The sequence below is a fragment of the Paraburkholderia sp. BR14374 genome (genome assembly GCF_040948685.1).
GTDB lineage: Bacteria > Pseudomonadota > Gammaproteobacteria > Burkholderiales > Burkholderiaceae > Paraburkholderia > Paraburkholderia youngii.
In genome coordinates this window covers 64,878-86,680 of sequence record NZ_JBFPKF010000018.1, presented here as the reverse complement: position 1 = coordinate 86,680, position 21,803 = coordinate 64,878, and the positions used below count along the sequence as shown (strand labels likewise).

Sequence of the window (21,803 nt, the reverse complement as noted above, 5' to 3'; positions counted from 1 at the left end):
AGCTTACGCCGAGCACATGGGCGCTGTCATGGCGCAGCGCAACTGTTCGATCGGCGTGGGCGCACGCGGTCGCCCAAATGAAAAACGCGGGCCACAGAGCCCGCGCTTTTCCGATGCGATTGCATGCAATTGAATGCCGCGCTCACCGACTCAACACTCGACGATATTCACCGCGAGTCCGCCGCGCGACGTCTCCTTGTACTTGGTCTTCATGTCCGCGCCGGTTTCGCGCATCGTCTTGATCACCGAATCGAGCGACACATAGTGGCTGCCGTCGCCGCGCAGCGCCATGCGCGCGGCATTGACCGCCTTCACCGATGCCATCGCATTGCGCTCGATGCACGGAATCTGCACCATGCCGCCAACCGGATCGCAGGTGAGCCCGAGGTTGTGCTCCATGCCGATTTCCGCGGCGTTCTCGACCTGCTTCGGCGTGCCGCCCATCACGGCGGCCAGCGCGCCCGCGGCCATCGAGCAGGCGACGCCGACTTCGCCCTGACAGCCCACCTCCGCGCCGGAAATCGACGCGTTCAGCTTGTACAAGATGCCGATCGCGGCGGCCGTCATCAGGAAGTCGATTACGCCCTGCTCGTTCGCGCCCGGCATGAAGCGCGTGTAGTAATGCAGCACCGCCGGAATGATGCCGGCCGCGCCATTGGTCGGCGCGGTGACGACGCGCCCGCCCGCGGCGTTCTCTTCGTTGACGGCGATCGCGTACAGATTGATCCAGTCGACCATCGACAGCGGGTCCTGCAACGCGCGCTCAGGGTTGCCCGTCAACGCGCGATACAGCTGCGGCGCGCGCCGCTTCACCTGGAAGGGGCCGGGCAAGTGACCATCGGCGTCGGGATTGTTGATGCCGCAACCGCGCGCGACGCATGATTGCATCACGTCCCAGATCTTCAACAGACCCGCGCGCGTTTCTTCCTCGCTATGCCAGACACGTTCGTTTTCCCACATCAGCTGCGCGATGCTCTTGCTGCTCGACGCGCACAGCGCGAGCAACTCGTTGGCGGTGCGAAACGAGTGCGGAAGCTGATCGACGGCGCTCAACACCTTCGTGTTCGGTGCGCCAGCCGTCACGACGAAGCCGCCGCCGACCGACAGATAGGTCGACTCGCGCAGCGTCGCGCCTTGCGCATCGAACGCGAACAGCTTCAGGCCGTTCGGATGCTCGGGCAACGCCTGGCGATAAAACGCGATCTGCTCCTTCTGCACGAAAGGCACCTCGTGCGTGCCGAGCAGCGCGAGTTTGCGCGACGTGCGCACCGCTTCCAGCCGTTGCGCGATCGTGTCGGGATTCACGGTGTCGGGCGCATCGCCCATCAGGCCTAGCATCACGCCGCGATCGGTGCCGTGCCCCTTGCCGGTCGCGCCGAGCGAGCCGTACAGCTCCGCTTTCACCGCTGCGGTGGAATCGAGCAGCCCGTCGCGCTCGAGTCCTTGGACGAACATCAGGGCCGCGCGCATCGGCCCGACCGTATGCGAGCTTGACGGACCAATGCCGATTTTGAAGAGATCGAAAACGCTGACTGCCATGTACTGCTCCCTGCCTATAGATAAGAGTTTAGCGCGCCGCCAGCGGCAAGCACACGGCGAGCCACGCGGGCGGCGTCGGTGCGAGCTGCAGCGCGACTGGCGTAAAGCGTCCATCGAGACGCGCCGCCAGGTGAAACATTTCCGCCGCGTTCTTCGGATCCCACCGACCCGAATAGCCGGGCAAGCCGGCCTCGCGACGCTTTGCATCGAACGCGACGTTCGAATGCACGAATTCCTCATGCGTCTGGGTGCCCATCGCAAACGGCACGAGCCAGTTCAGCGCGGCGAGCAGCGTCGCGCCGTTCGCGCCCTTCTCCTGTAGCCAGTTGCGGTTGTGGCGGCGCGCGGCGAGCGCGGCCGTCACCAGAGGTTGCAGATCGTAGGTGACGTAGTGCAGCGCATCGCGCTCGCCGAAGTCGATCGTCGAGCCGTCCGGCGCGATGTTGTCGCCGATATGCTCGACGAACAGCCGTTGCGCGGCGTTGATCATCTTGCGATTGTCGAGCGTGAACGCGGCCATCGAGATCAGCTTGATACGGTGGCTTTGCCAATTGTTACGGAACGTGCCGGTGAGCGGCCGCGGCTGCGCGTCGATCTGTGCGATATAGCCGTTGGCGAACTTCGTCAGAAACGCCATCGCCGCATTGCGCGTTTTGACGGGCAGCGCGCTCGCTGTCATGTCGTAGGCGAGGATCAGCCCTTCGAAACCCGTTTCGTCGATCGGATTGAAGCTCGGCTGATAGGTCGTGACCCATGTATACAGCAGACGATCGACGAGCTTCAGGAAGCGGTCGTCGCTGGTCGCGCGCCACGCGAGCGCGGCATCGCGCAGCAGGTCGAGATCCTTCTGCGCTTCGACGCTCTGATCGTAGATGCCCTCGTGCGGCAGCGTGCCTTCGGTGTGCAGTTTCGCGAGCGCATGGGGCTGCTCGTTCAGATGCGCCTGCACGTTGGCGACGAGCGCCTTGACGCCGGGATCGGCATTGGTGCGCTCGCTCGTTTGCAGCGCCGGCGCCGCGCAGAAATTCATCGCGGCCTGCGCCTCGCGCAGCGGCAGCAGCACGGCCGCGGCGGCCAGCAGCACAGCGTAAGCGGGTCGCCACGGACTGAGACCCGCCGCCTCGTCCCGGCTTTGCATCAATCGCACCTTTCGCGCCATGCGAAACTCCTCGTTAGGCTGATTCGGTGTGTGATGTTAGCCGGTTGCGGCTTTCAACAACAGGATCGCGCGCGGACGCTGACGGACCTTCGCAGCGCCGCGCGTGACTTCCCTTGACTCGCTCTTACTCGTAATCGGCGATCGGCACGCACGAGCAGAACAGGTTGCGGTCGCCGTACACGTTGTCCGCACGACCGACCGGCGGCCAGTACTTGTTCGCGATCAGCGTCTTCAGCGGATACGCAGCGGTCTCGCGCGCATACGCATGCTTCCAGTCGTCGGCGATCACGACCGCCGCGGTGTGCGGCGCGTGCTTCAGCGGATTGTCCTCGCGGTCCGAGCGGCCTTCCTCGACCGCGCGGATTTCCTCGCGGATCGCGATCATCGCCTCGATGAAGCGATCGAGCTCTTCTTTCGACTCCGATTCGGTCGGCTCTACCATCAGCGTGCCCGGCACCGGGAAGCTCATCGTCGGCGCGTGGAAGCCGTAGTCGGCGAGGCGCTTGGCGACGTCGTCGACGGTGATGCCGCTCGTGTCCTTGATCGGACGCAGATCGAGAATGCACTCGTGCGCGACGAGACCGCCGGGGCCCGAGTACAGCACCGGATAGTGCGGCGCGAGCTTGTTCGCGACGTAGTTCGCGTTGAGGATCGCGGTTTCGGTCGCGGCCGTCAGGTTCTTCGCGCCCATCATCGCGATGTACATCCACGAGATCGGCAGGATCGACGCCGAGCCGTACGGCGCGCCCGACACCGCGCCGATGCCGTTCTCCGCGCGCTGATAGCCCGACGAAGTCTGGTTCGGCAGGAACTGCGCGAGGTGCGCGCCGACCGCGACCGGACCGACGCCCGGTCCGCCGCCGCCGTGCGGAATGCAGAAGGTCTTGTGCAGGTTCAGGTGCGAGACGTCGCCGCCGAACTGGCCCGGCGCGCACAGGCCGACCATCGCGTTCATGTTCGCGCCGTCCACGTACACCTGGCCGCCGTGCGCATGCACGATCTCGCAGATTTCGCGGACGTTCTGCTCGAACACGCCGTGCGTCGACGGGTACGTGATCATGATCGCAGCGAGCTTATCGGCGTGCTGCGCGGCCTTCTTCTTCAGATCCTCGATATCGACGTTGCCCTGCGCGTCGCATGCGACGACCACGACCTGCATGCCGGCCATCTGCGCCGACGCCGGGTTCGTGCCGTGCGCCGAAGCGGGAATCAGACAGACGTTGCGATGCGCTTCGCCGCGCGACGCGTGATATGCGTGGATGATCAACAGACCCGCGTACTCGCCCTGCGAGCCCGCGTTCGGTTGCAGCGACACGGCCGCATAGCCGGTTGCGGCGACCAGCATCTCTTCGAGCTGATCGATCATCTCGCGGTAGCCGACGGTCTGTTCGGCCGGTGCGAACGGATGGATCTGGCCGAACTCGGGCCACGTGACCGGCAGCATTTCCGAGGTCGCGTTCAGCTTCATCGTGCACGAGCCGAGCGGGATCATCGAGCGATCGAGTGCGAGGTCCTTGTCCGACAGGCTGCGCAGATAGCGCAGCATTTCCGTTTCCGAATGATGACGGTTGAACACATGATGCGTGAGGTACGCGCTCGTACGTTCGAGCGCGGCCGGCACCGACGCGGTGTTCGATGCGCTCAGCGCGGCGTCGAGCGCGTCGACTTGCGGCACGTCGCTCGCGAAGGCCGCTTGCGCGAACACCGCGAGCAGGTCGGCCAGATCGTGGCGCGTGGTGGTTTCGTCGATCGACAGACCGACTTGCGTCGCGCTCACGCGGCGCAGGTTGATGCGCCTGGCCGTGGCAGCGTCGAGCAGCGCTTGAGTGCGTGCGCCGGTGTCGAACGTAAGCGTGTCGAAGAACGTTTCATTGACGAGCTTATAGCCGAGCTGCTTCGCGCCTGCGGCGAGCAGCGCGGCGACGCGGTTCACGCGCAGCGCGATCGTCTTCAGACCGCGTGGGCCGTGATAGACCGCATACATGCTCGCCATGATCGCGAGCAGCGCCTGTGCGGTACACACGTTCGAGGTCGCCTTCTCGCGGCGGATGTGCTGCTCGCGCGTTTGCAGCGCGAGACGCAGCGCGGGGTTGCCTTGCGCGTCGACGGTCACGCCGACCAGACGTCCCGGCATCTGCCGCTTGAATTCGTCGCGCACCGCGAGGTACGCGGCATGCGGGCCGCCGAAGCCGACCGGCACGCCGAAACGCTGGGTATTGCCGACCGCGACGTCCGCGCCCCATTCGCCCGGCGGCGTCAGCAGAGTCAGCGCGAGCAGGTCGGCGGCGACGACCACATGGCCGCCCGCCGCGTGGATCGCTTCGGTCAGCGCGCGGTAGTCGCGCACGTCGCCGTTCACGCCCGGGTATTGCAGCAGCACGCCGAACGCGTTCGCGTTGGCCGCTTCAGCGGCCGGGCCGACCTTCACTTCGATGCCGACCGGTGTCGCGCGCGTCTTCACCACTTCGATGGTTTGCGGCAATACGTCGTCGGCGACGAAGAACACGTTCGACTTCGGTTTGCCGACGCGTTGCAGCAGCGTCATCGCTTCGGCTGCAGCGGTCGCTTCGTCGAGCAGCGATGCGTTCGAGATCGCGAGGCCGGTCAGGTCGGTGACCATCTGCTGGAAGTTCAGCAGCGCTTCCAGGCGGCCTTGGGAAATTTCAGGCTGGTACGGCGTGTACGCGGTGTACCACGCCGGATTTTCCAGCACGTTGCGCAGGATCACCGTCGGCGTATGGGCGTTGTAATAGCCCTGGCCGATATAGGAGCGGAACACCTGGTTCTTGTCCGCGAGCTCGCGCAAGGCGGCGAGCGCTTCGGCTTCGCTCTTCGGCTGCGCGAAGGGGCCGAGCGGCAGCGCTTCGGTGCGGCGGATCGTCTTCGGAATGACGGCGTCGATCAAGGCCGCGCGCGACGCGAAGCCGAGTGCTTCGAGCATCGCTTGCTGGTCGGCCGCATCCGGGCCGATATGCCGTTCGGCGAAGGCGTCGTGCACTTCGAGCGCGGCGAGCGAGAGAGGAGTGCGGTTCATCAGACGATCCGGGTGTTCGAGCTTCATGGGTGTTCCTGGCGGCGCGGCGCGCGCCGTTGTGCGAGCGCCGCGCCTGACGGTTAAAACGAAAAGTGAATCAGGCAGTAACTCAGGCGCCGATCGACTTCGCGTACGCGTCGGCGTCGAGCAGACGCTCGAGCGACGCGTCGGCGGCCGGCTTGATCTTGAACAGCCAGCTGTCGTACGGCGTGCTGTTGACGGTGTCCGGCGAGTCGCCGACGGCCGTGTTCGCTTCGATGACTTCGCCCGAAACCGGCGCGTAGATATCGGAAGCGGCCTTCACCGATTCGATCACGGCGACGGTGTCGCCGGCGGTCACGGACTTGCCGAGTTCCTGGACTTCGAAGAAGACGATGTCGCCGAGCGCTTCCTGCGCGTGGTCGGTGATGCCGACCGTCAGCGTGCCGTCCGCTTCGGTGCGGACCCATTCGTGCGATTCGGTGTATTTCAGATCGGCCGGGATGCTCATTGGATGCTCCTGAACGGTATGTTCGGTAGTGGTTTGAATGTAGGGGCGTGCGCCGGCCGCTCAGACCGCCAGCACCTTGCCGTTGCGCACGAACGGCAGTTTTACCACGCTTGCGGGGCAGGCTTTGTCGCGAATCTGGACATGCACCGTGTCGCCCGGCTGCACGCCTTTCGGCACGCGCGCGAAGGCGATCGATTCCTGCATGGTCGGCGAGAACGTGCCGCTGGTGATTTCGCCGTCGCCGTGCGGCGTGACGACTTTCTGATGCGCGCGCAGCACGCCGGCAGCCTTGCCGTTGTCCTTCAGCAGGATCAGGCCGACGAACGCGGCGCGCGAGCCGTCGGCTTCGAGGCTGCTCTTGCCGATGAAGTCGCGCGGTGAGGTGAGGTCGACGGTCCATGCGAGACCGGCGTCGAGCGGCGAGATATTGTCGTCCATGTCCTGGCCGTAAAGATTCATGCCGGCTTCGAGGCGCAGCGTGTCGCGTGCGCCGAGACCGGCCGGGCGCACGCCGTGGGCGGCGAGCGCGTTCCACAGCGCTTCGACATGCGCAGCGGGCACGATGATCTCGAAACCGTCTTCGCCGGTGTAGCCGGTGCGCGCGACGGTCAGCTCGCCGAACGGCGTGCCGTCGATGCGCGCGGAGTTGAACGGCTTCAGCGCTTCGGTCGCGGCGCGCGCGGCCGGCACGGTTTGCCAGGCTTTTTCGCGCGCGTTCGGGCCTTGCACCGCGACGATCGCCAGATCGCGGCGCGGCGTGATGGTGAGGCCGAAGCCGCCTTCGGCGTTGAGTTGGCCGAACCAGGCGATGTCTTTGTCGGCGGTGCCGGCGTTGACGACCACGCGGAAGTGATCTTCGCCGAAGTAATAGACGATCAGGTCGTCGATCACGCCGCCGTTCGGATTCAGCATGCAGGAGTAGAGCGCGCGGCCCGGCGTTTGCAGCTTCGCGACATTGTTCGCGAGCGCGTATTCGAAGAACGCGCGGACGCGCTCGCCGGTGAAGTCGACCACGCACATGTGGGACACGTCGAACATGCCGGCGTCGGTGCGCACCGCGCGATGTTCCTCGATCTGCGAGCCGTAGTTGACGGGCATGTCCCAGCCGCCGAAGTCGACCATGCGGGCATTGAGCGCACGGTGAGCGGCGTGGAGCGGGGTGTGTTTGAGTTCGGTCATGGGGCCTCGGGCGTCTCGCGGAACAAAAAAGGCCATGCGGCGCACTGCCTCGCGGCCTTGTGCCTGCGAGCGTGGTTCTGCATGACCCCTCTGTCCTCGATACCTGAGAGATTGCGCCGCCGCGACTGGCTCAATGAGCTCGATTCGTCACGGGGAAACGCGCGCCCCTTCGGTGGGCAGCTTGCCTGCGGTGCACGACGTGCGACGCGGATGGCTACTGCCGCTCTCCAGAGTGCGAAAAAACCGCCGAAAGACGGGTTTTTCGACGCGGTCGGTCCTTTTGCCTGAGAGTTTGCGGGTGTGCCCCTTCGGCGGCGCGGCCTGCGATTTTTCGCTTGCCAGCACGCTCTCCCGACGCGTGCGGCGAATGTACGCGACGGGCCGGGGCTTGTCAAATAAAGGGCCGGGAGCGCTCACTCGCCGATCGCACGAGCCGCATTGTCCAGTTCCTGGTTCAGCACGCGCTGTTCTTCCGCGGACAAACCGCCACCGTGCTGCGTGGCCATGTCACGCGCTTCCTGACGGATCGTCTCGAGGCGGTGATGCAGCGCGGCGCCTTGCGGCGGTGGGTAATAGCCTTGATTCACCCGAGTGTCGATACGGCGCGCGAGATTGTCGATGCGGCCCTCGACCTGATGCAGGCGCTGGTCCGCGATCTGCTGCGGAGTGGGGCTCGGGTGCGGGGCCGGTGGCGGCGTTACCACGCAGGCGGCGACGGAGCCGAGCAGCGCGCATGCAACAAAGGCACGGATGATTCGAGACATGGATTCTCCAGGAGTCGTTGTCGTATCGATTGCTACCTCGCTAGCAACGGATGACGAGGAACGCCCGCTGACTCGGCAGCGGGCGAATTTGTAACGTTATGTTCCTTTCTGGAACGTCAGGAAAGGCCCGCGCCGACGGCCTTTACGGCGCGGAAGGTCATCCTGTTTTCGGTACACAGACCGCGCGAGCACGGTGCCACGCGCAGCGATGCAAGGCTCAGCGAATGCGCTCGAACGGCAGCCGCACGCCTTGCTCGGAGCTGCGCGCGGCCAGTTCGATGATCGTCATTACGTCGACCGCGTCGCGCGTGCTGACCGGAAATGCGACGCCGTTCTGGATCGTGTCGGCCAACGCAATATAGAAGCCTGCGTACTCGCCATTGCGGGTGGGCAATTCACGCTCGACTTCCTGGTCGCCTTCGAGCACGCGCAGCACGCCGGGGGTGTTGCCGGCGCCGAAGCCTGCGTCGCCGGGGCGCAGGCCGGCTTTCAGCTGATCTTCCTGGGTGTCGAGGCCGTGTTTCACATAGCTGCCGCGCGTTCCATGGATCGCAAAGCGCGGTCCCGGCAACGCGGTCAGCGCGCTTGCATGCAGCACGACCTCGAACTCCTCGTAGCCGAGCAGGATGTGCACGTAGTCGGGTGCGCTTGCGTCGTCGCGATGCGTGCGCACCGTCGCCGAGACGGTCTGCGGTGCGCCGAAGAGGGCGAGCGCTTGATCGATCAGATGCGGACCGAGATCGAACAGCAGACCGCCGCCGCGCGTCACGTCTTCGCGCCAGCGCTGACGCACGCTCGGTCGGAAACGGTCGAAATGCGATTCGTAGTGCGTGATGCGGCCCAGTTCCACGCGCGCGAGCAGGTCGCGCACGGTCAGAAAATCGCCGTCCCAGCGGCGGTTGTGAAAGGGTGCGAACAGCTTGCCGCGGGCGAGCGCGATATTGGCAAGGGTGTGGGCGTCGGCGGCGCTCAGCGTGACAGGCTTGTCGACGACCACGTGCTTGCCGGCTTCGAGCGTGCGGCGCGCGAGGTCGAAGTGGGTGTCGTTGGGCGTCGCGATCACGACGCAGTCGATGTCGTCGAGCGCGAGCAGCGCGTCGAGATCGGCGACGATCTTCGCGTGCGGATAGTCGGCGTGCGCGCTCGGATTGTCCGGTCGCAATCGCGGCGACGCTCGCGCGTCCGCAATGTTCGATCACCGGTGCGTGAAACGTCGCGCCGGCGAAGCCGTAGCCCATCAATCCAACCTTCAGCGATGCGGACATGCGATTCTTCCTGGAGGAACGGCGCGCCGCCTTGCCACCGCGGCGGCGGCGCGCAATCTCATCATTGTGGCATTTGTGGGCTGGACCGGGGGCTGAGCATGACCCCCATCGCGCAGTCCATCGCGCTTGTCCATGTTAACATCGCACCTCTCGCGCGCATCGAGCCGCGCAGCATGTCCCGGGCCTTCGGCCGGCGCCTCCCGCCGGTCCGACCTCAGCGGCCCTCAACCGTCTTACCCATCCACAAACGATGTCCGCAGGCCTGAACCCCGCTCAAAGTGAAGCGGTCCGTTATCTCGACGGTCCCTGTCTCGTACTCGCCGGCGCCGGCAGCGGCAAGACGCGCGTGATCACGCAGAAAATCGCTCACCTGATCGAAGCGAAGGGCTTCGAGCCACGCCACATCGCCGCCGTGACGTTCACGAACAAGGCCGCGGCGGAAATGCGCGAGCGCGTCGGCAAGCTGCTCGAAGGCAAGACGCTGACCGCGCCGGGCAAGGAAGGCCGCAAGGTGCCCGTGAACCAGCTGACGGTGTGTACCTTCCATTCGCTCGGCGTGCAGATCCTGCGGCAGGAGGCGGAACACGTCGGCCTGAAGCCGCAATTCTCGATCATGGATTCCGACGACTGCTTCGGCATGATCCAGGAACAGGTCGGCTCGACGGACAAGGGCTTCATCCGCAAGATCCAGTCGATCATCTCGCTGTGGAAGAACGGCCTGATCATGCCCGAGCAGGCGATCGCGACCGCCTCGACCGAGGACGAGCATCAGGCGGCGATCGTCTATCGCAACTACGTGGCGACGCTGCATGCGTACCAGGCGGTCGATTTCGACGATCTGATCCGCCTGCCCGCCGAGCTGTTCGCGAGCAACGAGCAGGTGCGCGATCGCTGGCAGAACAAGCTGCGCTATCTGCTGATCGACGAATATCAGGACACCAATGCGTGCCAGTACGAACTGGTGAAGCTGCTGGCCGGAAAGCGCGCGGCATTCACGGCGGTCGGCGACGACGACCAGGCGATCTACGGCTGGCGCGGCGCGACCCTCGAGAACCTCGGCCAGCTCGGCAAAGATTTTCCGAATCTGCACCTGATCAAGCTCGAACAGAATTACCGCTCGACGGTGCGCATCCTGACCGCCGCGAACAACGTGATCGCGAACAACCCGAAGCTGTTCGAGAAAAAGCTGTGGTCCGAGCACGGCATGGGCGACACGATCACGGTGACGGGCTGCAACGACGAGGAGCACGAGGCGGAGTCGGTCGTGTTTCGGCTGTCCGCGCACAAGTTCGAGCGGCGCGCGAATTTCCGCGACTACGCGATCCTCTATCGCGGCAACTTCCAGGCGCGCATCTTCGAGCAGGTGCTGCGCCGTGAACGGATTCCGTACGTGCTGTCGGGCGGCCAGTCGTTCTTCGACAAGGCCGAGATCAAGGACATCTGCGCGTACCTGCGTCTGATCGCCAATGCGAACGACGACCCCGCGTTCATTCGTGCGATCACGACACCGCGTCGCGGCGTCGGCAACACGACGCTGGAGGCGCTCGGCGCGTTCGCGGGCCAGGCGAAGGTGTCGCTGTTCGAGGCGGTCTACATGGGCGGCATCGAGGCGCGGCTGTCGCCGCGTCAGATCGAGCCGATGCGCGCGTTCTGCGACTTCATGCAGCGCCTGACCGACCGTGCGGAGAAGGACGCGGCGGGCACGCTGCTCGACGAGCTGATGGAAGCGATCCACTACGAAGCGTATCTGTACGACGCGTTCGACGAACGCCAGGCGCAGGCGAAGTGGCAGAACGTGCTCGAATTCGTCGAGTGGTTGAAGCGCAAGGGCACGAAGGAGGAGCCGGCGGGCGGCAGCGAGGCGACCGGCTACGACACCGCCGACGGCCTCGGCGACACCGGCAAGAACCTGCTCGGCCTGATCCAGACGGTCGCGCTGATGTCGATGCTCGAAGGCCGTGAGGAAGATCCGGATGCGGTGCGGCTGTCGACCGTGCATGCGTCGAAGGGGCTCGAGTATCCGCACGTGTTTCTGGTCGGTGTCGAGGAAGGCATCATGCCGCATCGCGGCGGCGCGGACGACGAGCCGATCGACGACGCCCGCATCGAGGAGGAGCGCCGGCTGATGTACGTCGCGATCACGCGCGCGCAGCGCAGCCTGCACCTGAACTGGTGCAAGAAGCGTAAGCGGGCGCGGGAGACGATCGTCTGCGAACCGTCGCGCTTCATCAACGAGATGCTGCTCGACGATGCGCCGCCGCCGACGCCGGAAGAGGCGCCGATGTCGCCGAAGGATCGGCTCGCGAGTCTGAAGGCGCTGTTGCAGAAGGCGTGAGCGGGTGAGGCTTCAAGTGCCGGCCCGGTGCGGTTGCTTGTCGTTGCGCATAAAAAAAATCCCTGCATCGCGTTAGCGCTTGCAGGGATTTTTCGTTTAGCGGCTGATCCCGCCCGTTTTACTTCACAGCGCTGACCATATAGTCGACCGCGGCCTTCACGTCCGCATCCGATGCATTCGAGCCGCCCTTTGGCGGCATCGCGCCCTTGCCGTGCAGCGCGTAGTTGTAGACCGTGTCCATCGAATCCTTCAGACGCGGCGCCCATGCTTCCTTGTCGCCGAACTTCGGCGCGTTCAGCACGCCGGCCGCGTGACAGGCCTGACATACCGACTGATACAGCGCCTTGCCGGCCTGCGAAGCGTCCGCGCTTTGCGCGCCGCCTGCTGCCGGGGCGGGAGTCTGCGGCACGCTGGCCATGGCGGCCATCGCCGCGGCGGCCTGGGCTGCGCCCGCGTCCGATCCGGCTGCCGCACCGGATGCCGCAGCGGCACCCGATGCCGCGGCCGCGCCCGCCGCAGGCTGTGCCGGTTCGGGGAAGCTCGCGCCCGAATTGTTCGCCATATACACGACCGCGCGCGCGATCTCGAAGTCGCTGTAGTCGTCGGGGCTCGTGCCGCCGCGCGGCGGCATCGCGCCCTTGCCGGACAGCGCGGTGTGCCACAGCGTGTCGAAGCCTTGCGCGATGCGGGGCGCCCAGTCGGCGGTGTTGGTGAATTTCGGCGCGCCTGCCGCACCCGACGCGTGACAGGCCGAGCAGACCGCCTTGTAGACTTCCTCGCCGCTCTTGTAGACGCGCGGTGCGTTGGCGTCGCGGACCTCGACATGGGCGAGCGGATGGATGCGGGCGGTGACTTCGGCTTCGGCGAGGGAGTCGGTGCCGGCGCCGGTGCGCGTCGAATTATCGACGTAGACGGCAAGCAGAACGATGATGATGATTGGCACAGCAAACCCGGCGATGACCGCGGCGACGAGCTGTGCTGGGGTTTTGATTGGGGCTCCGTGTGGTGCTTCGCTCATGCTTGTCTCGTCTCCGTGGGTATGTGAGCGGTACAGCGCGACGGCAACTTCTTGTTCTTTATCAGCCACGGACGATTATAGACGCAAGGTTTCGGCGGCGGCGAGGGGGCCTGGATGGTGTTCAGCAGGCGTTTACCCGGATCGATGCGGACGGCGGCGGGGCGCGGGGAAGACCTTGGAGCGGCGTCGGAGGCCGTCCGGTGGACGGTTCGGCCGAAACCGGGTATCCTTGCAGTCTTTCGCGTTGGCGTCGCGTCCGTTGTGGTTGGCGCGCTTTCGTGTTAATTCCCCGCAGTTTGTAGTGATGCGCCCGTAGCTCAATGGATAGAGTACTGCCCTCCGAAGGCAGGGGTTGCTGGTTCGATCCCAGCCGGGCGCGCCAGGATTAGGTATGAGCCGGGTTCGCAGAACGAAGAACCCGAATAAAACAAGGCCCTTTGGCGAAAGCCCGGGGCCTTTTGTTTTTTCTCGTGGCGTCAGAACCAACGTCTTGCGCGCCAACATGGCGTGCTTTCGGCATGAATTGCCGGGATCATCCCACCAGCAACGCTGACGACAAGAAAACATTCTGCGCCAAACCGGAAGCTCACTTCAGCGCAAGCGCGGCGTTGATATCACGCGCCGAACCACGCAGCGCAGGCCTGTCGTACGCGTTCCGCGACTGCGGGCCACGGTTCATCCAGCCCTCGCCTGAACAGCCGAACCGTATCGGGATACCACGGCGAGTCGTCGCGGCCGTGCATCCAGCGCCAGTCCACGTCCCGTTCCGGCAACAACACCCAGCATGGTTTGCCGAGCGAGGCTGCCAGATGTGCTGTCGACGTGTCCACGCAGATCAGCAGATCGAGTTGCGAGATGACCGCAGCCGTGTCGGTGAAGTCTTCGAGATCCGCCCCGAGAGGCAGGATCGGGAGGCTCGCCGGAAATGACAGCGCTTCGTCTTCCCCCGCACCTTTTTGCAGGCTCACGAACTTTACGCCCGGCAGGCTCCAAAGCGGCGCCAAGGTGTTGAGCAACGGTAGCGAACGGTGCACGTCGTTGTGGTGTTTCGGGTTGCCCTTCCAGACGAGACCCACTCGATGTCCCGCGCCCAACGCGGCAAGGCGCGCGCGCCAATGCGCGACGCGCGACCGGGCGAGTGTTAAGCGCAAGGGAGGCGGAATCGTGTCGAGCGTCGTGCCCAGATACAGCGGTGCGCTGAGCACGCTGGTCCAGCAATCGAAATCGCCGGCACGCGCCGAGGCTTCGTCATGACTGAGCACGGCGTCGACTCCATCGACATCGACGAACAGGCGTTGTAGCTGTGCCATACAGGCAAACGCGACGTGCGCGGCGCCCTGAGCCTTCAAGAGGCGCAGATAGCGCCCGAATTGCAGCATGTCGCCGAGTCCATCTTCCTGCCACACGAGGAGTGACTTGCCGGCGAGCGGCTCGCCTCGCCAGCGCGGGCACCGCAGCATCGACTGCGAGGCGTGATGCGCGAACCCAGGCATGTCGTAGCGGCATTCGTAGAGCAGAAAGCCTTCCTCGAAGCGGCCCATACTGATCAGCAGCGTGGCGAGACGGAACTTCGCGTCGCCGTAGTCGGGGCGCAGCGCGAGGGCGTGGCGATAGGCGGCTTCTGCTTGCTCCAGATCGCCGAGTTCTTTCACGATGCTGCCGATGTTGAAGTGCGTTTCGGCGATGTCGGCGCGCAATGTGAGTGCGTGGCGAAACGCCGCGAGGGCCTCGGGCAAGCGCGCTTGCGCCAGCAGCGTACAGCCCAGGTTATTGGCCGCTTCGACACGGTTCGGCGCGAGCCGAAGCGCCTCGCGATACGCGGATTCGGCATCGGCCAGTTTGTCCTGTGCGAGCAGCACGCAACCGAGGTTGTAGTGCGCCTCGGCGAAGGCGGGGCGCAACGCGAGCGTCTGCCGGTAGGCGTTTTCCGCCTCAGGTAGGCGCTTGAGTTCGGTGAGCACGCAGCCGAGATTGTTGAATGCGTCCGCGTAGGCCGGACGGATCTGAAGCGCGAGGCGGCAGGCCAGCTCGGCTTCGCGGAGCCGGCCGCGCGCCCTGTAAAGGGCCCCCAGGTTGTTCAGTGCCTCAGGGTATTGCGGCTGCGCGAGCAGTGCCTGCCGATACGCTTCTTCAGCCTCTTCGATCCGGCCGCGTTCGCACAAAATATTGCCGAGGTTGTTGTTCGCCTTCGCAAATTGAGGATTCGCGGCGAGCGCGGTGCGATAGGCCACCTCCGCCTCGTCGAGGCGGCGCTGTTCCTGAAGGACGATGCCGAAGCTGTAATTCGCATCGACGTGTTCCGGGCGAAGTGCAAGCGCGACGCGGTACGCGGTCTCGGCCGCGTCGTGCCGTCCGAGACGGTGCAGCACGATGCCGTGATTGCTGTGGACGTCGGGGTCATCGGGCCGTATCGCGGCGAGCTGCGCGTAGACCGCTTCCGCTTCGGCAAGCTGGTTGAGGGTCGCGAGCATCGCTCCGAGGCCCAGATACGCGTCGGCGAAATCCGGCTTCGCTCGAATGCAGCGCAACCATAAAGCTTGCGCCTGCGCGGGCTGGCCGGCACCCGTCGCGCACATGGCCGCGAGGTTGAGTGCATCGGCGTGCTCCGCGTCCTCGGGAGTGGCCTCCGTGCCGACGAGAGGTGCAAGCAGCGCCAAGGCGTCGGCGAAGTGCCCGGTCGCGCTGAGGGCGGTGGCTTCGCTCAGAACGTGCTGGCGCGTGGGGGCAAGTGGGCTCGTAGCGGTCACGGTGGTCGTGCAGGGGTGGTGGATTGGCAGCTTAAGGCATGAGCTCGCGCGGTGGCGGCCGGAATTGAGCGGGGAGCGCGGCTCAATTCGAGCGATGACGCGCAGCACGTGCTTTATCTTTCGACGTCGTAAGGCCGGGGGGCATCAGGCGCGATCCGCGACGCATCAGCACTGCGACGCGAAGGAGGTCATCGACGCCCGCGAGCCTCAAACGGCACAACCCGAAGTACGAAGCCCTACGTTCCCCCGATCTCTAATAACGTGTCCCCGCGACGCGCTGGCGCGGGAACGGCGGGAGCGGCATATCAACAAGTGGCTAAAGTTTTTCCAGGTGGGGTCGTAATCACAAACAAGGCGGCCGGCCAACGAACCGCTGCCGTTACTGGGCCAATGGCCACATCAGGAGAATGTCAATGCTTGGAATCAACACCAACATCAACTCGCTCGTCGCGCAACAAAACCTGACCGGCTCGGGTAGCGCACTGTCGCAGGCGATTACGCGCCTGTCGTCGGGCAAGCGCATCAACAGCGCAGCGGACGACGCAGCAGGTCTCGCGATCTCGAACATCATGCAGACCCAGATCAACGGTCTGAATCAGGGTGTGTCGAACTCGAACGATGGTACGTCGATGGTGCAAACCGCATCGTCGGGTCTGTCGTCGCTGACTTCTTCGCTCCAGCGTATCCGCCAGCTTGCTACGCAAGCAGCTAACGGTTCGATGACCGACAACGACCGTGCTGCACTTCAACAAGAAGTGAACCAGCAAGTCTCGGAAATCAACCGTATCGCGTCGCAAACGACGTACAACGGCATGAAAGTCCTCGACGGCACGTTGGGCAATGTGTCGTTCCAGGTCGGCGCAAACGTCGGTCAGTCGATCTCGATGAATCTCTCGCAGTCGATGTCCGCTGCTTCGATTGGCGGCGGCGTTCCGGCAGCGGGCAACACGCTCGGCTCGTTCTCGGTCTCGCTGGATAACACGGGCAAAGCTGCGCCGGCTCCTGGCATCACGTCGATCACGGCTTCGTGGGATACCTCCAAGAACGCGGTCTCGTACACGGACCAAAACGGCAACGCTATCACCGACGCATCCACGATTTCCTACTACAAGGCAACTACGACGGGCACGACCCCGGCTGCAGCGGGCCAGCCTTCGGATACGGTCAAGGTTGCTGCCAACGCCAACGCTACTATCACGCAGATCAACGTGATTGCCGACGGTAAGGGCGGCTTCACCCTCACGGACCAAAATGGCCAGGCCTTGAATGTCACTGCTGCTAAAGCCGTCTTCAAGACCGCAACTACTGCTCCTGCTACGGACGCCAACGGCAATACCGCGATGACTGGCGAAACCGGTGCGCAGATGGTGACCGACATTGAAGCGGTCACGGACGTTGGCGTCACGGCTGACCCGAATGTCGTGGCGGCGGACAAGGTTACAGCCGCAGTGGGCAAGACCATCGACAAGCTGAGCCAGTCGAACACGGTTTCGCAGATCGACATCTCGACCAAGGACGGCGCTTCGGCAGCAATGCTGACCATCGACAACGCGCTGAGCGCTGTCAACAACCTGCAAGCAACGCTCGGCGCGGCACAAAACCGCTTCAGCGCAATCGGCACGACGCAGCAAGCTCAGTCGACCGACCTGTCGAGCGCCCAGGCGTCGATCCAGGACGCCAACTTCGCAGCGGAAACGGCGAACCTCAGCAAGGCCCAGGTCCTGCAACAGGCTGGTATCTCGGTGCTGGCACAGGCTAACTCGCAACCGCAGCAGATCCTGAAGCTCCTCCAGTAAGGCGCTTCCCGCTGCAGGCATCCGGCGCGCGGCTCGATGCGCGTCGGACGCAAACCCGTCGGGAGGCTTGCCTCCCGATTGTCTTTTCCCGCGTTACCCCGCTTGTTAAATCGCTTTAACCGGCATTGCCGACGCACGGAGCCTTCTCATGTCCACCGTAACCGGATCCACCACCAGCGCGATCGCAAGTGCAGTCGCCACCACGACCGCAAGCGCCAACGCCACGGTGCAGGCAGCCGCCCAGTCGATCATTAGCGGCTCGACCAATTCGTCGATGGACACAAATTCGCTCGTCAGCGCGCTCGTCAACGCCAAGACCGCCGGCCAGGCCGCGACCATCGCTGCCGAGCAGACCGCGGACAACACGCTGATCTCGGCATACGGCACGCTATCCGCGGCACTGTCCGCGTTGCAGGCAGCCGCCGGGCCGCTCAGCGACGGCGCGACGCTCAACTCGTTCTCCACCACCCTGAGCGGCAGCGGTGTGACTGCAACCGCCAGCACCGGCGCGGTGGCGGGTTCGTACTCGCTCAATGTGGCGCAGGTCGCCACGTCGCAAGTACTCACCTCGGCGGGCTACGGTTCGTCCACGAACCTGGCTTCCGGCGCGGCCACGATGACCCTGTCGGTCAACGGCAAGAGCAGCACGATTTCCCTGAATAGCTCGAACAGCTCGATCGCCGGCATTGCATCGGCGATCAATTCCGCAAATGACAATCCCGGCGTGGTGGCGACCGTGGTGACGGGCGCGGACGGCGCGCACCTCGTGCTGCAATCGGCCTCGACCGGCGCGTCGAGCGGCATCAGCATCACTGTCAACGATTCGAATAAGGATGCGAGCGGCAACGCCGATGCCCTGAACCAGCTCGCGGTGACGACTACCGCCGGCAAGTCGATCTCCAGTGCGAGCGACCTCACGGGTACCGATAGCAGCGGCAAAGCAATCAACCCAAGCCAGTCGACCATTACCGGCACAGGCTGGACCCAGACGCAGGCCGCCCAGGATGCGTACTTTACGCTCGGCGGTGTCGGCGTAACCAGCTCCTCGAACACCGTGACGGCGGCCGTGTCCGGCGTAACGCTGAACCTCACGGCAGCGGCGGTCGGCACCACGCAGACGCTCACGATCGCGCAGAACACCAGCGCAGAGTCCTCGGCGATCAACAATTTCGTCAGCCTCTACAACACGCTCGTCACGACGATGGGATCGCTGACGGCGTACAACGCGAACTCGACGTCGCAGGGCGTGCTGATCGGCGATTCTACGGTGAACATGATCCAGAATCAGCTCGCCAAGGTCGTGGGCAGCGGCGTGGGCAGCGGCACCTCGAAGACGACGCTCGCCGCGATCGGCATCACGCTCCAGGCGGACGGCACCCTCTCGGTCGACAACACGACGCTCAGCAATGCGCTCCAGAACAACCAGTCGGTCGTAGCCTCGCTGTTCAACCCGACGAACGGCATAGCCGCGCAACTGGACGACAGCATCACGACCTACACCTCGTCCGGCGGCATCATCCAGAACCGCACGGATGCGATCAACAGCGAGCTGACGAGCCTCTCGAATCAGAAGACGACGCTCACGGCGTGGCAGGCCCAGCTCACTAGCATGTACACCGCGCAATTCACGGCGCTCAACACGCTCATGTCGACGATGAGCAACAACTCGCAATACCTCACGCAACTGTTCGGTGGCGCCAACAGCGCAGGCGCGCTCGCCACGAACAAGAAGTGAGCGCAACGAGGAGCGAGTCATGCAGAACGTTGCAACGATCGAGCGCATCTGGCAGATGACAAAAGAGCTCGAACTGGCGGTCGCTGTCGGCGAGTGGGAGCGGGCCGCGCAACTCGCGGACGAGCGCTCGCCGCTCTTGATGGCGCTCGGCGCGCCCCAGCCGCAAGAAGTCATGGCGCGGCTCCAGGCGATCCACGAGATCGACGGCCGCATCGTCGAGGCCGCGCAGGCCGCGCAGCAGGCGCTGGGCGCCGAGTATCAGGCGAGCATGCAAGCGAGCCGCAACGCCGGGCAGTATCTGAGCATGGCCCGGTACTGAAGACGGAACAACGATTCATTGCGTCCTTCGCGACGCAAGCGCGTACCTTGGCCCGCCTTGTGCGGGTTTTTTCTTTTCCGTTTCATTGCCCTGGGAGTGGACAGTTTCCACAATCACTTGTCGACCGCGTTCAGGTGCGATATGTGCCCCGTAGCGTCGTGCCCGGCTGCAACGTAGTGCAAGGCGGCGTATGCTGAACGGTCCCGGCGTCGCCCCGAACAGTTCGCTCACGCCATTCCGCCCACCCTAATCCGGAGCCATCATGGAACTACGCAGGATCGGCACTTCCTCATTGCAGGTCGCCCCGCTGATGTTCGGCGGCAACGTATTCGGCTGGACGGCCGATGAAGCCACCTCCTTCTCGATCCTCGATGCGTTCGTCGAAGCCGGACTCAATTTCATCGACACCGCCGATGTCTACTCGGCCTGGGTGCCCGGCAACCAGGGCGGTGAGTCGGAGACGATCCTCGGCAAGTGGTTCCGGCAGAGCGGCAAACGCGAGCGGATCGTGCTCGCGACCAAGGTGTCGAAGCATCCGCAACGCAAGGGGCTGTCAGCGGCAAATATCCAGGCGGCGGTCGAAGAATCGCTCCGCCGCCTGCAAACCGATTACATCGACGTCTATTTCTCCCACGACGACGACTTCGCGACGCCCCTCGCTGAAACGCTCGGTGTGTATCAGAAGTTGATCGAGGCGGGCAAGGTGCGCGTGATCGGCGCGTCTAACTATAGTGGCGCGCGCGTCGAGAAAGCGCTTGCGGTGTCGCGCGAGAACGGGCTGCCCGAGTATCAGTTGCTGCAACCCGAGTACAACTTGTACGACCGCGCGCAATACGAGAGCGACAACGAACCGGTGGCGCTGGCGAATCATCTCGGCGTGGTGGTTTACTACAGCCTCGCGAGCGGGTTCCTGTCGGGCAAATACCGCAGCGAGGCCGATCTGGCCGGCAAGGTGCGCGGGAGCCGGGTCGAAAAATACCTGAACGGGCGCGGCTTGCGGATTCTCGGCGCGCTCGACCGCGTCGCGCAACGGCACGGCGGCACGCCGGCCGCGATCGCGCTTGCATGGCTGATCGCGCGGCCGAGCGTTACGGCCCCCATTGCGAGCGCGACCTCGGTCGAGCAGCTGAAGAGTCTGGTCGCAGCCGTCCACCTGTCCCTCACCGCCGACGATATTCGTGAACTGGACGAAGCGAGCGCCTGATAGGGCGACCGCCTCGGTGGCCGATCCAGACGCCATCCGCGCCAGGGAAAAGCCTGGCGCAATCGGTAAACCCCTGGTAGGATGGAGAGTTTCCTGATATCATCGGGAGTGAATTGAGATCTTTGCCTGTTTCGTCAGTGTTCTTCATTGATGAAAGGTTGGCGAAACGGCAACAGACGCGGCTTTTGCATTACGTCTGTCCGCGTTCCGCGGTGAACTCCCCACCTCTCTTTTCCGGCCTCCGTGGCCGCTTTGCCTCTCGCTTCATTCGTGGTTTGGCCGGGGTTGTTGATGAGCCTCGCGTTTGCCTGTTACTGGCCATGAATCGAAGCGACCGGAGTGCCGGTGCGTAAGTGGTGACCTGAGCGGTTACTGCCAAGCAATTAAACCCGTATCTAGTGATTGAGTTAGGAATTACATGACGACGATTCTTCTGAAGGAAAACGAGCCGTTCGAAGTGGCAATTCGCCGCTTTCGTCGCGCAATCGAAAAGAACGGCCTGATCGCCGAACTGCGTGAGCGCCAGTCGTACGAAAAGCCGACCACGGCTCGCAAGCGCAAGAAGGCAGCGGCTGTTAAGCGCCTGCACAAGCGTCTGCGCAGCCAGATGCTGCCGAAGAAGCTGCACTAAGCACGCTTTTTACGTACGCCGAACGGCGGTGTGAGCTTCGAAAGAAGCCGCACCGCCGTTTTGCTTTTGCGGCGTCGAATTTGTGCGCCACCGAGCAGCCGTTACGCCGCGTTCCTCAGCAGCTCGGCCGACAGTCCGAATTCGCGCGCAATCGAGCCCAGCCGGTCGTGCCACTCCCATGTGCCGAACACGTCGTGCACGTTTTGCAGGCAACTGAGCAGAGCGATGGTCACCGGGTCATACACGTTGATGCGGGCGCGCAGCAGCGCTTTTTTCAGCGCGGCCACGCCGACATCCATGTAAGCGGGCACTTCTGTCGGTGGTTTGCCGATGAAGCGCACGGGCACGCCTTCCATCGCGGTCACATAGTCGCGCGGCTATCAGGTTGCCGACCGGGCAGCCGCCACAATAGCCGCGGTAAGCGCCGCCGCCCCTCGGCAGCAACGCAGCGCGTTTCTGTTCGAACAGATGCGTGACAGACTGATCGTAAATATCCTGATGGGTCAGGAAGCTAAGAGTTTTCATGGTCGGTCTCCCGCGTCCGAGGCGGTAGTTATTTGTTGTTGAACGCGCATCGGTGAGCGCATG

General features: G+C 64.3%; 14 protein-coding genes, 1 tRNA gene, 2 pseudogenes and 2 riboswitches. Of the genes and pseudogenes, 7 read left to right on the top strand and 10 right to left on the bottom strand.

Annotation, left to right across the window (positions count from 1 at the left end):
* Nucleotides 1-150: 150 nt before the first annotated feature.
* The 7 genes and pseudogenes from AB3X86_RS30235 to AB3X86_RS30205 all read right to left on the bottom strand — a co-directional run bounded on the left by AB3X86_RS30235 (nt 151) and on the right by AB3X86_RS30205 (nt 9,430).
* Entirely contained in the window at nt 151-1,539 is a 1,389-nt protein-coding gene (locus AB3X86_RS30235; protein WP_368598793.1) for an L-serine ammonia-lyase, read from the bottom strand.
* Nucleotides 1,540-1,567: 28 nt separating this feature from the next.
* Nucleotides 1,568-2,698 (bottom strand): alginate lyase family protein, encoded by a 1,131-nt coding sequence (locus AB3X86_RS30230; RefSeq protein ID WP_368598792.1) that lies wholly within the window; start codon nt 2,696-2,698, stop codon nt 1,568-1,570.
* A 124-nt stretch (nt 2,699-2,822) separates the two neighbouring features.
* A complete protein-coding gene (gene gcvP / locus AB3X86_RS30225) occupies nt 2,823-5,759 on the bottom strand; it encodes an aminomethyl-transferring glycine dehydrogenase (protein ID WP_368598791.1) in 2,937 nt (978 codons plus the stop codon).
* 82 nt (nt 5,760-5,841) lie between these two features.
* On the bottom strand, nt 5,842-6,222 hold the full coding sequence (gene gcvH, locus AB3X86_RS30220; RefSeq protein WP_013090937.1) for a glycine cleavage system protein GcvH: 381 nt from the start codon (nt 6,220-6,222) through the stop codon (nt 5,842-5,844).
* A gap of 60 nt (nt 6,223-6,282) precedes the next feature.
* The gene (gene gcvT / locus AB3X86_RS30215; RefSeq protein ID WP_368598790.1) at nt 6,283-7,401 is read right to left on the bottom strand and encodes a glycine cleavage system aminomethyltransferase GcvT; all 1,119 of its coding nucleotides are present in this window, start codon (nt 7,399-7,401) and stop codon (nt 6,283-6,285) included.
* A gap of 80 nt (nt 7,402-7,481) precedes the next feature.
* Nucleotides 7,482-7,642: riboswitch (glycine riboswitch) on the bottom strand.
* 20 nt (nt 7,643-7,662) lie between these two features.
* A riboswitch (glycine riboswitch) is annotated at nt 7,663-7,765 on the bottom strand.
* 49 nt (nt 7,766-7,814) lie between these two features.
* Nucleotides 7,815-8,165: a hypothetical protein gene (locus AB3X86_RS30210; protein ID WP_368598789.1), complete on the bottom strand. Its 351-nt coding sequence runs from the start codon at nt 8,163-8,165 to the stop codon at nt 7,815-7,817.
* Between the two features lie 217 nt (nt 8,166-8,382).
* Nucleotides 8,383-9,430 (bottom strand): annotated as a pseudogene (locus AB3X86_RS30205) (oxidoreductase).
* Nucleotides 9,431-9,680: 250 nt separating this feature from the next.
* Between AB3X86_RS30205 and AB3X86_RS30200 the strand changes: the two are divergent.
* Nucleotides 9,681-11,765, top strand: coding sequence for a UvrD-helicase domain-containing protein (locus AB3X86_RS30200; RefSeq protein ID WP_368598788.1), 2,085 nt, complete (start codon nt 9,681-9,683; stop codon nt 11,763-11,765).
* A gap of 118 nt (nt 11,766-11,883) precedes the next feature.
* On the opposite strand, the gene AB3X86_RS30195 is transcribed toward AB3X86_RS30200, so the two are convergent.
* Nucleotides 11,884-12,783 (bottom strand): cytochrome c5 family protein, encoded by a 900-nt coding sequence (locus AB3X86_RS30195; protein ID WP_368598787.1) that lies wholly within the window; start codon nt 12,781-12,783, stop codon nt 11,884-11,886.
* 306 nt (nt 12,784-13,089) lie between these two features.
* On the opposite strand from AB3X86_RS30195, the gene AB3X86_RS30190 reads away from it, so the two are divergent.
* Nucleotides 13,090-13,165, top strand: a tRNA-Arg gene (locus AB3X86_RS30190).
* Nucleotides 13,166-13,397: 232 nt separating this feature from the next.
* On the opposite strand, the gene AB3X86_RS30185 is transcribed toward AB3X86_RS30190, so the two are convergent.
* Nucleotides 13,398-15,530 carry a tetratricopeptide repeat protein gene (locus AB3X86_RS30185; protein ID WP_368598786.1) on the bottom strand — a complete coding sequence of 711 codons (2,133 nt, stop codon included), beginning with the start codon at nt 15,528-15,530 and terminating at the stop codon, nt 13,398-13,400.
* A gap of 413 nt (nt 15,531-15,943) precedes the next feature.
* Between AB3X86_RS30185 and AB3X86_RS30180 the strand changes: the two genes are divergently transcribed.
* The 5 genes from AB3X86_RS30180 to rpsU all read left to right on the top strand — a co-directional run bounded on the left by AB3X86_RS30180 (nt 15,944) and on the right by rpsU (nt 21,215).
* Nucleotides 15,944-17,326 (top strand): flagellin, encoded by a 1,383-nt coding sequence (locus AB3X86_RS30180; protein WP_176380038.1) that lies wholly within the window; start codon nt 15,944-15,946, stop codon nt 17,324-17,326.
* A gap of 148 nt (nt 17,327-17,474) precedes the next feature.
* A complete protein-coding gene (fliD, locus tag AB3X86_RS30175) occupies nt 17,475-19,061 on the top strand; it encodes a flagellar filament capping protein FliD (RefSeq protein WP_368598785.1) in 1,587 nt (528 codons plus the stop codon).
* Between the two features lie 19 nt (nt 19,062-19,080).
* A complete protein-coding gene (gene fliT, locus AB3X86_RS30170) occupies nt 19,081-19,380 on the top strand; it encodes a flagellar protein FliT (RefSeq protein WP_368598784.1) in 300 nt (99 codons plus the stop codon).
* Between the two features lie 262 nt (nt 19,381-19,642).
* On the top strand, nt 19,643-20,584 hold the full coding sequence (locus AB3X86_RS30165) for an aldo/keto reductase (RefSeq protein ID WP_368598783.1): 942 nt from the start codon (nt 19,643-19,645) through the stop codon (nt 20,582-20,584).
* Nucleotides 20,585-21,002: 418 nt separating this feature from the next.
* Nucleotides 21,003-21,215, top strand: coding sequence for a 30S ribosomal protein S21 (gene rpsU / locus AB3X86_RS30160; protein ID WP_006050883.1), 213 nt, complete (start codon nt 21,003-21,005; stop codon nt 21,213-21,215).
* A 101-nt stretch (nt 21,216-21,316) separates the two neighbouring features.
* Here rpsU and AB3X86_RS30155 read toward each other — a convergent pair.
* A pseudogene (locus tag AB3X86_RS30155) lies at nt 21,317-21,740 on the bottom strand (hypothetical protein).
* Nucleotides 21,741-21,803: the final 63 nt, after the last annotated feature.

What these genes read in the sequence shown, in the direction of transcription:
- fliT (WP_368598784.1), top strand. Translation starts at nt 19,081, where the DNA reads ATGCAGAACGTTGCAACGATCGAGCGCATCTGGCAGATGACAAAAGAG.
- AB3X86_RS30180 (WP_176380038.1), top strand. Translation starts at nt 15,944, where the DNA reads ATGCTTGGAATCAACACCAACATCAACTCGCTCGTCGCGCAACAAAAC.
- AB3X86_RS30195 (WP_368598787.1), bottom strand. Translation starts at nt 12,783, where the DNA reads ATGAGCGAAGCACCACACGGAGCCCCAATCAAAACCCCAGCACAGCTC.
- rpsU (WP_006050883.1), top strand. Translation starts at nt 21,003, where the DNA reads ATGACGACGATTCTTCTGAAGGAAAACGAGCCGTTCGAAGTGGCAATT.
- AB3X86_RS30200 (WP_368598788.1), top strand. Translation starts at nt 9,681, where the DNA reads ATGTCCGCAGGCCTGAACCCCGCTCAAAGTGAAGCGGTCCGTTATCTC.
- AB3X86_RS30210 (WP_368598789.1), bottom strand. Translation starts at nt 8,165, where the DNA reads ATGTCTCGAATCATCCGTGCCTTTGTTGCATGCGCGCTGCTCGGCTCC.
- fliD (WP_368598785.1), top strand. Translation starts at nt 17,475, where the DNA reads ATGTCCACCGTAACCGGATCCACCACCAGCGCGATCGCAAGTGCAGTC.
- gcvT (WP_368598790.1), bottom strand. Translation starts at nt 7,401, where the DNA reads ATGACCGAACTCAAACACACCCCGCTCCACGCCGCTCACCGTGCGCTC.
- AB3X86_RS30235 (WP_368598793.1), bottom strand. Translation starts at nt 1,539, where the DNA reads ATGGCAGTCAGCGTTTTCGATCTCTTCAAAATCGGCATTGGTCCGTCA.
- gcvP (WP_368598791.1), bottom strand. Translation starts at nt 5,759, where the DNA reads ATGAAGCTCGAACACCCGGATCGTCTGATGAACCGCACTCCTCTCTCG.
- AB3X86_RS30165 (WP_368598783.1), top strand. Translation starts at nt 19,643, where the DNA reads ATGGAACTACGCAGGATCGGCACTTCCTCATTGCAGGTCGCCCCGCTG.
- gcvH (WP_013090937.1), bottom strand. Translation starts at nt 6,222, where the DNA reads ATGAGCATCCCGGCCGATCTGAAATACACCGAATCGCACGAATGGGTC.
- AB3X86_RS30230 (WP_368598792.1), bottom strand. Translation starts at nt 2,698, where the DNA reads ATGGCGCGAAAGGTGCGATTGATGCAAAGCCGGGACGAGGCGGCGGGT.